Consider the following 13825-nt stretch of genomic DNA (forward strand, 5'->3'; position numbering starts at 1 on the left):
GCACGAGAGGGCAGGCGGGTACATTTGGGCTCCGCTTAGAGACAAGCGCGGAAGCACCCCCCATCACTGGGAAAATGTTTCCGTGGTGCGTCCCGGTGATACCGTATACTCCTATGTTCGAGGTAAGATTGCCGCGGTGGGAGAAGTAACATCAGAGCCATATGAAGCGGACAAGCCGGCAGGATTTGACCCCGAGAACGTTTGGGAGAGGAAGGGCCGTTGTGCGAACGTCAGATACCAGGATGTATCTCCGCCGATCGACCTGAAAGATATTATTCATGATCTTGCTCCCTTGTTGCCCGAGCATTATTCACCAATCAACTCGAACCTAACGGGAGTACAAGGGTATCTTTTCGCACTCCCGGAATCAGCAGGCTTTTTCCTTCGGGGCGTCCTAGGAATACGATAGGTTAGTCGCCCTACGGAGGTGGGCTCCCCCATCCCGGCATCGGGTCGACCGGGGCGGTCGGATGCTCGCGCTGCCAGGCGTCGACCCCGTCCGGGAACCAGGCGACGCCGGCGAAGCCCGCCTGCACCAGCCGCCGGCCGGCGTTCCAGCTTCCCCAGCAGTCGGGCTGGCAGAAGACGACGACCGGCCGCGCCCGGTCGCCGCCCATGAGCGCCTCGACCTGGCTGACGAAGAGCGCCGCGCGCTCGGGCGGCAGGTCGTCGCCGAGGCCGGCGCCCGGCATCCAGGCGGCGCCGGGGATCGAGCGGTGCACCGGCAGCCAGACCCGGTCGGGCGGCAGGTCGGCTGGCTTGACCGGCGCCGGCCCGACGTCGATCAGCACCGCCCCGCCGGCGACCGCCGCCTCGAGGCCGGCCATGTCGAGCACCTCGGCGCCCGCGAGCGTCGCCGGCGTCGGGGCGCGCAGCGCGCCGGTGCGGTAGCCGTCCGGCTCGGGCGGCGGCGACTCCTGGGCGAGGACCCCGGTGGCGAGGAGCAGCGCGAGGAGGGCGGGGAGGCCGCGCATGGCTCAGTTGGTCACGGCCGACTCCGGCGCCGGGAACTCCTGCGACCAGCGCGCGCCGCTGCTGTCGGCCACCGAGACGGTGAAGGGCCGCGCGTCGCCGGTGCGGTAGAGGAAGTCGATCACCGGGTTGGTGGCGAGCGAGATGTCGCTCTCCATCGCGAAGACGAGCTCGCCTCCGCGGCTGACCTCGACCTCGGTCACGTAGCGCGCCGGGGTGTAGAGCCGCGAGACCTGGTTCATCTGCATGCCGTTGAAGTTCGGGTGGCGCACCATCAGCGTCGCCCGCCCGCTCCCCTCCGGCCCGCCGGCGGCAAACTTCATTCGCATCTCGCCCATGTCGGCCATCGCCTCGACGTCGCTGAGTCCGATCGGCGCCGAGCAGCCGCCCGAGCCCTTCACGAAGACCGCGTTCGCGACCATCGACCCGTCGGCCAGCGTCGCGACCGCGTGCAGGTTGGTATAGCCGTCCACCCGCACCCGGAGCCCGAGCTCGCGCGGGTCGCCGGCTGGCCCGAAGCGGAGCCGCGCCGCCAGCGGGCCGGGGTTCTCGTCGACGACGAGGCTGAGCCCGGTGACGCCCGCGCCCTCCGCGGTTGCGATCGTCACCGGCACCAGCGCCGCGTCCTCGGCCCGCGCCGGCGCCGCCAGCGTGACGAGGCTCTCGGTCGGCGCGATGCGGGCATCGTCGCCGAAGATGAGATAGGTCAGGTCCTCCCAACGCGACACCCGGTCTGGCTCCATGTTGCCGGCGGCGAAGGCCGGCGCCGCCAGGGCGACGAGGCAGGCTGCGAGGATGAGCCGCTTCGGCATGGTCGGTCCTCCTATTCCCACTCCAGTTCCTTGTAGGCCTGGGTGACGTTTCGTCCATTGTAATCGTCGAAGAGCGTCCAGTTCCCGCGCTCGCCCGCCGCCGCGGTGCGCGCCGCCGCGCCGATCGGCTGGCCGGCGGCGATCGCCGCGCGCACCTCCTCGGCGAGCGTCGCGAGGTAGCGGCGGAGGGGGGCGATGGCCGGCCCCGGCTCGACCAGCGCCGGCCCGTGGCCCGGCACCGCCTGGCGGGCGCCGAGCGCCTCGAGCGCGTCGAGCTCGCCGAGCCAGCCGGTCAGGCTGCCGTCGAGCGAGGGCACCCGCCCGACGAAGAGGAGATCCGCCGGGAAGAGCAGCCCTGCCTCGGCGTCGAGCATCGAGAGATCGCAGGTCGTGTGCGCCGCCGGGTGCGCGTGCAGCCGCAGCCGGCGGTCGCCGAGGTCGATGACCGTCCCGTCCGCGCCCACCTCGCGGGTCGGCATCACGACCGGCCCGACCGCCTCCGCCCCGAGGATCTCGGCCAGCCGCTCGCGGTAGAAGTCGCCGCGGGCGGCGAGCGCCGGGGTGAGGGCCGCGTGGCCGACAAACTCCGGCTCGTCCGCGAGGAAGGCGCCGGCGCCGAAGGCATGGTCCGGGTGGACGTGGCTGATGACGACATGGCGGATCGGCCGGTCGGTGAGCGCACGGATCTCGCCGCGGAGCCAGGCGCCGTCGGCGCGGCTGCCGCCCGGGTCGGTGACGAGGACGGCATCGCGGCCGATCACGAAGCCGATGTTGGCGATGCCGCCGAGGTTCTCCCGGTCGGCCTCCGCATCCGGGCCGCGGCGGATGAAGACCCCCGGCGCCACTTCCTCGACGCCGGTCGACGCCCAGCCGGCTGCCGGCAGGCAGCAGAGGCACGCCGCCCCGAGCAGGGCGCCGCGCCGCGTCGTCGGCAGGATGTCGCGCGCCGGGATCATCGTCTCGCCAAGGGTCGCCCCGTGCCGCCGGCGCGTCAACTCGGCGGTTGGTATGATGCGGCGGGCGGGGGCCGGCCCTGCCGCCGCCCTCCGTCGCTCAACCTTTCTCACACGCTTTTCGAACAGGCTCTCGGCCGGACGGCGAAGGACTACGACCAATTGTCATGGGCTGCCCGGAATAGGATGTTGTTACGTCGGTCCACAGCTTGTCAGCTCGGGTTTCTGGTGCGGTGTCGAGTCGGTAGGGAAGCAGGCATGTCGCTACGCGCGGGAGATTGGGTCGAGGTTCGCAGCAAGGAGGAAATTCTCCGCTCGCTCGATTCGAACGGCCGGCTCGACGGCCTGCCCTTCATGCCGCAGATGTTCGAGTTCTGCGGCCGCAGGCTGCGGGTATACAAGAGCGCCCACAAGACGTGCGATACCGTCAACGGTACCGGCGGGCGCACCCTTCCCGACGGCGTGCACCTCGAGAACGTGCGATGCGACGGCAGGGCGTACGGAGGTTGCCAGGCGGCCTGCCTGATATTCTGGAAGGCGGCGTGGCTGAAACCGGTGGAAGGGCCCTCCGAGCGGTCGGAAGGCGATCGCGCCGCCGCGGGCGCATTCCGGCAGGAAGCCGGATGCTCGGAGGAAGCCGTGCTGGCCGGAACGCTGGCCGCGGACCAGCCCGCGACCGGCGGCCCGAGATACGCCTGCCAGGCGACCGACCTTCCCGTCTTCACCACGTATCTGCCGTGGTGGGACGCCAGGCAGTACGTCAGGGACTATACCTCCGGCAACGCTTCGCTGGGCCAGCTCGTCAGCGGCGCGATATACGGCTCCTACTACTACTTCGTCCGGCCCGGGCACGACACGCTCCGAAAGCCGTTCCGCTGGGTCTATGACCGGGTGGTGAGCCTGTGGGGCGGGCTCCCGTTTCCCCGGCGGCGCGGCGTGGTGCCGATGGGTGAGCCGACGCCGTATGTCACGCTGGATCTGCAGCCGGGCGAACTGGTGCGCGTGAAGTCGTACGAAGAAATCCTGGCGACGATCGACGAGAGCAACAAGAACAGGGGCCTTTTCTTCGATGCGGAGATGGTCCCGTACTGCGGCAAGATCTTCCGGGTGCAGGCGCGGGTGTCGCGGTTCATCGGCGAGAACACCGGCCTGATGGTCACCCTCAAGACGCCGGCCCTCATACTCGAGAACGTCTGGTGCCAGGCGTGCTACAGCGACCGGCGCATGCACTGCCCGAGAAGCATCTATTCATGGTGGCGGGAGGTCTGGCTCGAGCGCGTGGCGGCGGCCCCACCGGTCCGGCACGATCCCGTCGTGGAAACCTCTGAACGGACGAAGGACCCGGTCGCTGTCGACGCCTAGCCAGAGACGGCTGGTTCTTCCCGGGACATCGGAAATGCATAACCTGAAGGGGAAGGCGGTACGGGGGGGCGTGGCCAAGCTGTTCGGCCAGGCCGCGACGATGACCGTCCGCCTGGTCTATCTCGGGATCGCGGCACGCCTGCTCAGCCCGAACGACTTCGGGCTGGTGGCGATGGTGACGGTCGTCACCGGCTTCTTCGACCTCTTCACCAGCGCCGGATTGTCCCTGGCGACCGTCCAGCGGTCGGAGGTCACCAGGCAGCAGATCTCCCAGCTGTTCTGGGTCAACATCCTCGTGGGCAGCCTCCTCGCGCTCCTTTGCGTGGTCTGCGCCCCGTTCATCGCCCAGTTCTATCGCGATCCCCGCCTGTTCTGGATCATGGTCGCGCTGGCGCCCGGCTTTCTTCTCGCCGCCTCCGGGGTGCAGCATTCCGCGCTGCTGCAACGCGACCTGCGGTATCCCGCGCTGAGCGTCATCGACGCGGTGTCCCAGTTCGGCGGCGCCTGCGTCGGGGTGGGCATGGCCTGGACCGGCTACGGCTACTGGGCCCTGGTCGCCGGCCTGATGGCGACCTCGGCGCTCTATACCGTGGGCTGCTGGTTCGCCACCGGCTGGCTGCCGGGACGGCCCCGCCTCGGCGTCGACATCTGGCCGATGGTTTGCTTCGGCGGCACGGTCACGCTCAACGGCATCGTCGTCTATGTCGGCTACAACCTGGAGAAGGTCATCCTCGGCCGGTTCTGGGGACCCGACGTGCTCGGCGTCTACACGCGCGCGGTGCAGCTCATCGGACTTCCGGTCAACACCATCAACGCCACGGTGGGAGGGGTGTTCTTCTCGGCGCTCTCGCGCCTTCAGGACGATCCCACGCGCTTCCGGAGCTTCTTCCTCAAGGGCTATACGCTCATCACGGCGGTCACCGTTCCGACCACGCTGTTCTGTGCGCTGTTCGCCGACGAGATCGTCAGGCTGGTCCTGGGGCCGGGATGGGCGCAGGCCGTGCCGATCTTCAGGCTGATGACGCCGACCATACTGGTGCTGGGGATAATCAATCCGCTCTTCTGGGTGCTGGCTTCCGTGGGGTTGCAGAAGCGCAGCCTGTACGTCGGCCTCGTGCTGGCGCCGCTCGTCGTCGTGGCCTGCCTGCTGGGCTTGCCCTACGGGCCGAATGGCGTCGCGCTGAGTTACTCGACGGTGATGGTGCTGTGGCTCTTCCCGCACGTCGCATGGTGCCTTCACGGGACCCCGGTCTCCGTCAGGGACCTGGCCAGGGCGGTTGCGGGTCCGTTCGTCGCCGGTGCGGTGGCCGCAGCCTGTGCGTTCCTGCTGCTGCAGGGCATTGGCGAGGGGCTTTCCCCGCTGCTGCGGCTCGCGATCGGGGGCGCCACCATGGCCCTCGTCCATGGATGGATACTGCTCTTCGTGGCCGGCTACCGGTCGCTCTACGCGAGCGTCATCGCGGACCTGGGGCGGCCGGCGGGCGCCGAGGCCTGACGAAGCGTGCGCGGGCGGCCGGGAGGACGAAGGCGACAGTTCCGACCGGGGGCAATGTCTGTGGACTCCAGCCAGCGGAGGGCGCCGTGGCGAGCGTAGACGTCGTCATCCCCAACTACAACTACGGGCGATACCTGGGCGAAGCCGTCCGGAGCGTGCTTTCCCAGGACGTCGAGCGGCTCCGCGTCCTGGTCATCGACAATGCGTCGACGGACGACAGCGCGGAAATCGCCCGGGAAATCGCGCGCAAGGATCCGCGCGTCGAGATCCGGGTCCGCAGGAGGAACCTCGGCCTGCACGCCTCGCTCAACGAAGGCATCGAGTGGGCGGAGTCGGAATATTTCATGATCCTCTGTTCCGACGACCTTCTGCTGCATGGCGCGTTGCGCTGTGCGGCGTCGGTGATGGATGCGCACCCCGAGGTGCACCTCGTGTACGGATCGGCGCTGCCCCACCATGGCGAGAATCCCCCGGCAGGCTTGTCGGTGACGGCCGCGGCGCCGGTGCAGGTGGCTTCCGGGACCGAGTTCCTGCAGACCATTTGCCGGACCGGGCGAAGCCCGATCTTCGGCCCCGCCGCGGTCGTTCGCACGGCAGCCCAGAAGGAGGCCGGGCCCTATAACGTCGACCTGCCCCATATGTGCGATGTCGAGATGTGGATGAGGTTCGCCCTGCTCGGGTCGATAGCCAAGGTCGAGTCGGACCTGCTGATATTCCGCAGCCATGGCGAAAATCGGCAGAACAGCCTCCGCACGGTACACGACAAGAACGAGGAGATGGAGGCGGTCTTCCGGGCCTTCTTCGCCGGGCCGGGGGCCGCGCATTCCAGTGCGCATTTCCTGAAACGGCGAAGCGATCGTGGATTGGCTCTTCTGGCTTACTGGTCTCTGTGCCTGCATATCGTCCGCAGGGAGCGGGGGTGCCTGGACCTGTTGAACTTCATCTTGCGGCACCAGCCTTCGCTGCTGCTGCTGCCGCCGCTCGGCGAGTTCTTTCGCAGGCCGGATGCGTGGAGGAAGCTCCGGTGGGCCGCCGCGCAAGCTCGGCCGGCCGGCAGGGACAGGCTTCTGAACAACTGACCGGCCGAGAGTCGTGCGGCATGTTGCCTCGTCGTTCCGCGCTTTCCAAACAGGTTCTCAGAAGACGCTCGGCACGACGTTGCGGGCCGTCCGGTCGGCGACATAGTCGTCGGGCTTCTTCTGGCGCCTGCCGAGCTTCGGCTCCTCGTACGCGACCTTCTCGTAGGGGATCGAGGCGAGAAGGTGCGTGAGGCAGTTGATGCGCGCCGCTTTCTTGTCGTTCGAATCGACGATCCACCAGGGGGCGTGCGGCGTGTCGGTCAGGCGAAGCATCTCGTCGTAGGCGCGCGTGTAGTCCCACCAGCGGCGGTAGCTCTCGAGGTCCATCGGCGAGAGCTTCCACTGGCGGGTGGGATCGTCGATGCGCTGGCGGAAGCGGCGCTCCTGCTCCTGCTCGCCGACGGTGAGGAAGTACTTGAGCAGCGTGATGCCCGACTCGGTCAGGAGCGCCTCGAGGTGCGGAATCTCCTGCAGGAAACGGGTGGCGGCCTGCTCGGTGCAGAAACCCATGACCCGCTCGACGCCGGGACGATTGTACCAGGAGCGGTCGAAGATCACCACCTCGCCACCGGCCGGCAGCTGCTCGATGTAGCGCTGCATGTAGAGCTGGGTCTTCTGCCGGTCGGACGGCGAGGGCAGCGCGACCACGCGGAACACGCGCGGCGAGACCTTCTCGGTCAGCCGCTTGATCATCCCGCCCTTGCCGGCGGCGTCCCGGCCCTCGAAGAGGATGACGATGCGCGCGCCGCTCGCCTTCACCCAGGCCTGCAGGTTGGCGATCTCGACCTGGAGGCGGGCGAGCTCGGTCTCGTAGGCCTTGTTGCGGGCCTTCCTGGCGGTGGCGGGATCGGGGGCGGGCTCGTCCGGCTTCGCGGCCTTGTCCTTCTTGCGCTTCTTGCTCATGCGGTTTCTCCCGGGTTCGCCTCGAAGGCGCGCAGCGCATCGTCGAGGTCGTCGAAGATCATGTCGGCGCCGACCGCGGCGAGCAGGTCGGCGCGGTCGAGGAGGTCGCGGACCTCGGCGTTGAACTCCGCGAAGCCGAGCCGCACGCCCCGCTCGGCGAGGTCGGCGCGGAACTCCTCGAGCATGGCGGCGGCGGTCGAGTCGGTCTGGGTGACCGCGCCCACGTCGAGCAGGAACCAGCGCGTCTCCGCGGCCGCCGCGTCGGCGATGGCGAGGAGCCGCGCCTGGACGTGGTCGGCGTTGAAGAAGAGCAGGTCGCCCTCGACGAGCGCGATGACGAGGCGGGGGACGGAGCGGGCCTCGGGGTGGCGGTGCAGCTTGTAGAAGCCCTCCCGGCCGGGGATGCGGCCGAGCAGCGCGTCGCGTGGGAACATCATCTTGCGGAGCAGGTAGGCGAAGGTCGCGCCGATGGCGACGATCACGCCGTTCAGCACCCCGAGCATGATCGGGGCGACGAGGGCGATCATCGCGAAGGCGAACTCGATGCGGCTGATCCGCCAGATCGCGCGAAGCGCGGGGATGTCGATGAGCGCGAGCGCGGCCGAGATCAGGATGGCGCCGAGGGCGGGGATCGGAAGGATCGCGAGCGCCGGCTGCAGGAAGAGGACGGCGAGGACGAGCGTGGCGGCCGCGACGACGCCGGCGAGCTGGGAGTGACCGCCGACCGAGGCGTTGATCGCGGTGCGCGAGTCCGAAGCGGTCACCGGGAAGGCGGCGAAGAGGCCGGCGGTGATGTTGGCGGCGCCGAAGCCGGTCATCTCGCGGGCGGCGTCGACCGGGTAGCCGCCGCGCTGGCCGAAGCTCCGCGCCGTGACGATGCCGGCGGCGAAGCTGACGAGGAAGATGGCGACGCCGCCGAGGAGGAGCTGGTCGAGGCCGGCGCCGCCGGTCGAGGGGAGGGAGAGCGCGGGCAGTCGCGACGGGATGTCGCCGACGGTGGCGACGCCGTGGGCGGGCAGGTCGAGAAGCGCCGAGAGGGCGACGGCGAGGAGGACGACGATGACCGGGCCGGGCACCGGCAGGCGGAGCGCGGCCGAGGCCTGCAGGACCGCGAACATCGCCGCGGCAAGCGCCAGCGAGGGCCAGTGGATGTCGACCGCCTTGTGGACGAGGTCGACGAACGGCGCGAGCAGGCCGTCGGAGACGATCGGCGCGCCGGTGACGCGCTTGAGCTGGCCGGTGATGATCGAGAGCGAGATGCCGGCGAAGAAGCCGACGAGGATCGGGCGCGAGAGGAAGGTCGAGAGCACGCCGAGCCCGAGGAGGCGGCCGCCGAGATAGAGACCGCCGACGACGAGCGCGAGCGTGGCGGCGACGGCCGGGCGGTCGGCGGCCTCGAGGCCGGGGATCGCCGCGAGGACGGCGGCCATGACGGTGATCGTCGCGGCATCCGGCCCGACGATCAGCTGGCGCGAGGGGCCGAAGACGGCGTAGGCGGCGAGGGGGGCGATCGAGGCGTAGAGGCCGGTTTCGGGCGGCAGGCCGGCGATCGCCGGGTAGGCGATCGCGGTGGGCAGGCCCACGGCGGCGATGGCGAGGCCGGCGGCGACGTCGCCCCTGATCCACGCCGGCCGGTAGCCGGCGAGGCTCGCCAGCACCGGCCGCGTCGAAGGGGCGCCGCGGGGCATCAGTGGCCGCCGGAAAGGACGAGGGTCCGCACCGGCAGGACGAGCGCCTGGAGCCGCAGGAGCGCGGCGTGGACGAGGCCGGTCGCGTCGATCGCGTGCAGCACGAAGGCGCGGAAGGTGCCGATCTCGGGGTCCTGCAGGGCGTCGTGGTTGGAGGTATAGGCGTTGGCGATGCAGGAGGAGCCCTGCGGCAGGCGGTCGAGGGCGCCCTCGAACAGCGGCTCCATGATCGCGGTGATCGTGCCGGGGCGGGCGAAGGCGGAGATGTCCTGCAGCTGGTCGGTCGGGCGGATCTGGCCCGAGGCGATCACGTCCTGCACGTCGGTGACGACGACGGGGATGACGGTGAAGGGGATCGCCGGGCAGGTGACCTCGCCGACCATGCCGATCCTGATGATCTGCGATTCGATCTGGCCGAAGCCGGCGGCGAGGCCGGTGACGGCGCGGTCGGGCACCAGGATGCCGGCCGGGCGCAGGAGCGGATTGACGATGTCGCCGGGGCGGAGCGCGAACTGCTGCACGATGCCGGAGGTGCCGGCGACGACGAGGGCCTTGGAGAGCGCCACCTCGGCCTCGAAGAGCGCCGCCTCGGCGCTGGCCTTCTCGGCCGGCAGCGCGAAGTCGATCTGGCTCTGGACGGCGGCCTTGCCGGCGACGGCGGCGTCGACCGCGCCCTGCGCGGTGTCGACGGCGACCTGGGCGCGGTCGACCTCGCGCCGGGCGATGGCGTCCGGGTTGCGGCGCATGAGCTCGGCGCGGGTCTCGTACTCGTCCTGAGCCTGGGTGAGCGAGCCGCGGGCCTGCACGATGCGGCCCTCGGCCTCGGCGAGCTGAGACTGCGCCACGACCATCGTGGCCTCGACCTCGGCGATCCGGCGCTTCGCGGTCTCGACCGCCGCCTCGTCCTCGGTGGTATCGAGGCGGAAGAGTGGCTGCCCCTCGGTGACGTGCTGGTTGATGTCGACGAAGGTCTCGGCGACCCGGCCGTTGGTCTCGGGCAGGATGGTGACGGTGCGGAAGACCGAGACCGCGCTCGAGGTCGAGGGGTGGAAGTAGAAGATGGTGGTGATGAGCGAGATGGTCAGGATCACGCAGAGGGTGATGCCCCAGCGCAGCTCGTACCAGACCGAGAAGAGGGTGATCTCGTGGCCGAGCCGCTTGCCCTGCCAGTAGCGGCGGTAGAGGAAGTCGGGCAGGACGGTGACGGCGGAGCAGAGCAGGAGCTCGAGCATCTCAGGCCTCCTTCTCCGGCGTCGGGGCGGGAGGCGGCGCCGGCGCCGGTCCGGGCGGGTTGTCGCGCGACGGGTCGTTGGAGAGGAGGTCGTCCCATTGCGAGACGTCGGGGCCATGCCGGTCGCGGCCGGAGAGCTTCTCGAGCGACAGCGCGATCGAGTTCATCGGCGTGGAGAAGTTCGGCAGCTCGACGAGGGCGAGCAGCAGCGCGGCGATCCAGAAGATGTTGTTGTGGGTGAAGAGGGCGAGGAGCGCGAGCACGGCGACGAACTGGTACTGCACCTTGCTGGTGCGGTGCGCCATGTGCTCGGGCAGCGCGTGGAGCTTCAGGTAGACGAGGCCGACCGAGATGACGGCGACGATGAGGAAGACCGCCATCACCGTCATCAGCCAGTCGGACTGGCCGGGGCCGGTGACGAAGGACGGCAGGTGGTGCGGCGCCGCGGGGTTCATCGCGGGGTGATCCATCAGGCGGCTCCGGATTCGGGCGGTTCGGGGGGGACGGCGCCGAGACGCGTCCAGGCGACGACGAGCTCGTAGAAGACCGAGAGCACGACGGGGCCGAGAAAGAGGCCGACGAGGCCGTGTGTCAAGGTGCCGCCGATCACGCCGGTCAGGATGACGAGCATCGGTGTCGTCAGGCCGCGGGCCATCAGGATCGGCTTCAGCACGTTGTCGATCAGGCTGACCGGCACGAGCAGCAGGGTCAGGACGAGCGAGAAGGTGGTGTCCTGGGTCGTCCAGATCCAGATCAGCACCGGCAGAAGGATGGGGGCGGGCCCGATCTGGACGATGCAGAGCAGGAGGACGAGGAAGGCGACCAGGCCGGCGCCGGGGATGCCGGCGGCGTAGAGGATCACGCCGGCGAGGAGCGCCTGCAGGAGGGCGACGCCGATGACGCCGCGCGAGACGTTGCGGATCGTGGCGCCGGCGAGGTCGACGAAATGCGCGCCGCGCGGCTGGACGAGCCGGCTGGCGAAGGCGCGGGCGCCGGCGGCGAGGCGGGGACCGGGGAGGAAGAGGAAGCCCGCGATGACGACGGAGGCGACGAACTTCAGGACGTCGAGGCCGATTTCGGCGATCTTGCCGAGCACGGTACCGCCGGTGGGCAGGATTTCCGGGCCATACCGCCGCACGGCGTCGTCGAGGTTGCTGGCGGCGAGGGCCCAGGCCTCGTCGAGATCCTTGCCGACGACGGGCCACTCGTCGAGGGCCGCGGGCGGCGGCGGTATCTTGAGCGTGCCCGAGTTCAGGCCGGAGGCGAGCCACTGGATCGACTCGGCGAGGCTGGTGGCGAGGATGCTGACCGGGCCGAGCACGGTCGCGAGCGAGAGGAGGGTGAGCAGGAAGGCGGCGAGGCGTGGGCGGTCCCCGAGCTGGCGGGCGAGCCAAGCATAGACCGGGTAGAGCGCGACCGCGAGCAGGATCGCCCAGATCAGGATCGGCACGAAGGGGCGCACCAGCTCCAGCGACCACCAGGCGAAGAGGCCGAGGAAGGCGAGGCGGACGACGAAGTCGGTGGCGCTCGCTTCGAGCCGCTCTTTGCGAAGATGGGGAGCACGCATTCTGACGCCCTTACGAGGATTTGTCCGGCGCCGTGACCGCGAGGCCGGCCCTGGCGAGCGCGGCGACGATCAGGGGCACGAGATCCGGTGCGAGGTGGCGGTTCTCGAGGTCGGCGACGACCTGGGCGCCGTAGTCGGGATCGAGGGCGCGGATGGCCGAGACGGCGTCGGACGCCTCGTCGTCGCGCCCGAGTTCGGCCGCGGCCGCCGCGACCGCGACATGGCCGTAGAGGATCCGCGGCGCAGTGATCCGGCGCGCCTCGGCCAGCGCCTCGGCGAAGCGGCCGTGGGCGAAGTGGTAGAGGAAGAGGCCGATGCGATAGGTGCCGGGCTGGCCCGGGTTGCTGGCGTAGGATTCCTCGATCAGCGGCACGGCCTCGTCCCAGCGGCCGAGCATCGCGTAGCGCTGGCCGAGGTCGGCGAGGATCGTCGTGTCGTTCGGGTTGAGCCTCCGGCCGGCCTCGAGGGCCTCGAGACCGGCCGCCGCATTGCCGGCGAACCAGCGCGCCAGGCCGAGCGCGTAGCGCGCCCAGCTCGAGCTCGGGGCGAGCTCGACCGCGCGGATGGCGAGCGCGAGCGCCCGGTCCCGCGGGTCCGGGTCGGGCGCGCCGATCGGGTGACGGAAGCGGTAGGCGTTGGAATAGACGAGCGACAGGCAGGCCAGCGCCTCGGCATAGTGGGGCTCGGCGGCCACGGCGTGCTCGAGCCCGACGCGAACGGCCTCGATCATCGCCTGGTCGAAGGTGCGCCAGTAGGCGTAGAAGAGGAGCACGGCGGCGTAGCTCCCGAGCAGCTCGGGCGCCTGTCCGTCGGCGTCGCGCGCGCGATCGGACTGAATCGCGCCGTAGGGTTGCGCCAGGGCCCGCGCGACGCGGTTCGCCACCTCGTTGCGCAGCGCGATGATTTCCGACGGCTTCAGCTGCCGCTCGAAGGTCTCGGCCCAGACGGCGCGGCCGCTCGCCGCCTCGACGAGCAGGACGTCGACCTGGAAGCGGTCCGGCTGCAGCGAGGTCTGGCCGGTGACGAGGTAGTCGGCGGCGAGCTCCCGCCGGGCGGCGCCGGGGTCGATGTCGGCCGGAGGGCGCAGCGCGGTCTCGGCCCCGAAGACGCGCAGGCCGGTGAAGCGGGTCAGCGCGATGATCAGCGAGCGGGTGAAGCCACGGGTGAAGGTCGGGAAGGACGACTGGTCGCCCTCCGCCTCGAAGGCCGTCACCAGCACGCGGGGCGGACCGGCAGATGCGTGCGGGAGTGCCGCCGACTCCGCAGCCGTGAAGGCCGGCGCGTAGCCGCCGCGGGGGATGTCGATGCGCAGGGGGCTCGTCCGGCCGTCGGTCAGATAGTAGCGCTCGAGCGACCGGCGGAGCCGTCCCGCCTCGATGCGGACGATCGAGTCGAGCTGCGGGTCGAACTTCGGGTCGCGCCCGAAGACCTCTGTGGCGATCGTGTAGGCCTTGATGCGCTCGCTCCGCCCGGCGAGGGCCTCCTCGACGACGTAGCTCAGGAACTGCCGGTTGCGCTCGCTGGCGTCGAAATGCGGGGATCCGAGAATGCGAGCGACTTCCGCCCGGACAGCCTGGGTCGAAACCGCCTGCTCCTCCCGCACCATCTGGCCGCCATATCCTGCTCCGAAACGCGGCGCGGATTTTGGCACAGGCGCCGGACGTCCGAAACCTGGAGCGCGCACGTAGTAGACAGTAACGTACTCGGCCGGAAGACGCCGATCTTCGCCGCCGCCGCCCGCCTCGTGCGGGCGACTGGCGGAG

General features: G+C 70.2%; 12 protein-coding genes. 3 read left to right on the forward strand and 9 right to left on the reverse strand.

All coding sequences use genetic code 11. From position 1 onward, the window contains the following. Positions 1-419: 419 nt before the first annotated feature. From Q0112_RS03260 to Q0112_RS03270, 3 genes are read right to left on the reverse strand one after another with little or no spacing between them, the layout of a single operon-like run. Positions 420-974 carry a rhodanese-like domain-containing protein gene (locus Q0112_RS03260; protein ID WP_297971344.1) on the reverse strand — a complete coding sequence of 185 codons (555 nt, stop codon included), beginning with the start codon at positions 972-974 and terminating at the stop codon, positions 420-422. A 3-nt stretch (positions 975-977) separates the two neighbouring features. Further along, positions 978-1784, reverse strand: a complete 807-nt coding sequence (locus tag Q0112_RS03265; RefSeq protein ID WP_297971346.1) for a quinoprotein dehydrogenase-associated SoxYZ-like carrier — start codon at positions 1782-1784, stop codon at positions 978-980. Between the two features lie 11 nt (positions 1785-1795). After that, complete coding sequence (locus tag Q0112_RS03270) at positions 1796-2740, reverse strand: quinoprotein relay system zinc metallohydrolase 2 (protein ID WP_297971349.1); 945 nt, start codon at positions 2738-2740, stop codon at positions 1796-1798. 255 nt (positions 2741-2995) lie between these two features. Here Q0112_RS03270 and Q0112_RS03275 point away from each other — a divergent pair, with 255 nt between their 5' ends. The 3 genes from Q0112_RS03275 (at position 2996) to Q0112_RS03285 (ending at position 6673) form a co-directional block, all read left to right on the forward strand. Beyond that, positions 2996-4099 carry a hypothetical protein gene (locus Q0112_RS03275; protein WP_297971351.1) on the forward strand — a complete coding sequence of 368 codons (1104 nt, stop codon included), beginning with the start codon at positions 2996-2998 and terminating at the stop codon, positions 4097-4099. A gap of 70 nt (positions 4100-4169) precedes the next feature. Further along, a complete protein-coding gene (locus Q0112_RS03280) occupies positions 4170-5594 on the forward strand; it encodes a lipopolysaccharide biosynthesis protein (protein ID WP_297971353.1) in 1425 nt (474 codons plus the stop codon). An 86-nt stretch (positions 5595-5680) separates the two neighbouring features. After that, positions 5681-6673 (forward strand): glycosyltransferase family A protein, encoded by a 993-nt coding sequence (locus Q0112_RS03285; protein WP_297971355.1) that lies wholly within the window; start codon positions 5681-5683, stop codon positions 6671-6673. Positions 6674-6730: 57 nt separating this feature from the next. On the opposite strand, the gene ppk2 is transcribed toward Q0112_RS03285, so the two are convergent. From ppk2 to Q0112_RS03315, 6 genes are read right to left on the reverse strand one after another with little or no spacing between them, the layout of a single operon-like run. Continuing rightward, entirely contained in the window at positions 6731-7576 is an 846-nt protein-coding gene (ppk2, locus tag Q0112_RS03290) for a polyphosphate kinase 2 (protein WP_297971357.1), read from the reverse strand. After that, entirely contained in the window at positions 7573-9264 is a 1692-nt protein-coding gene (locus Q0112_RS03295; RefSeq protein WP_297971360.1) for a SulP family inorganic anion transporter, read from the reverse strand. Before Q0112_RS03295 ends, ppk2 begins: the two co-directional genes overlap by 4 nt. Continuing rightward, positions 9264-10496, reverse strand: coding sequence for an HlyD family secretion protein (locus Q0112_RS03300; RefSeq protein ID WP_297971362.1), 1233 nt, complete (start codon positions 10494-10496; stop codon positions 9264-9266). The genes Q0112_RS03295 and Q0112_RS03300 overlap by 1 nt, the downstream gene beginning before the upstream one ends. Position 10497: 1 nt before the next feature. Next, entirely contained in the window at positions 10498-10965 is a 468-nt protein-coding gene (locus tag Q0112_RS03305; protein ID WP_297971365.1) for a hypothetical protein, read from the reverse strand. Continuing rightward, entirely contained in the window at positions 10965-12062 is a 1098-nt protein-coding gene (locus tag Q0112_RS03310) for an AI-2E family transporter (RefSeq protein WP_297971368.1), read from the reverse strand. Before Q0112_RS03310 ends, Q0112_RS03305 begins: the two co-directional genes overlap by 1 nt. 10 nt (positions 12063-12072) lie before the next feature. Continuing rightward, positions 12073-13668: a hypothetical protein gene (locus Q0112_RS03315; RefSeq protein ID WP_297971371.1), complete on the reverse strand. Its 1596-nt coding sequence runs from the start codon at positions 13666-13668 to the stop codon at positions 12073-12075. Between the last annotated feature and the right edge of the window lie 157 nt (positions 13669-13825).

This window comes from uncultured Amaricoccus sp., assembly GCF_937858865.1.
Classification (GTDB): domain Bacteria; phylum Pseudomonadota; class Alphaproteobacteria; order Rhodobacterales; family Rhodobacteraceae; genus Amaricoccus.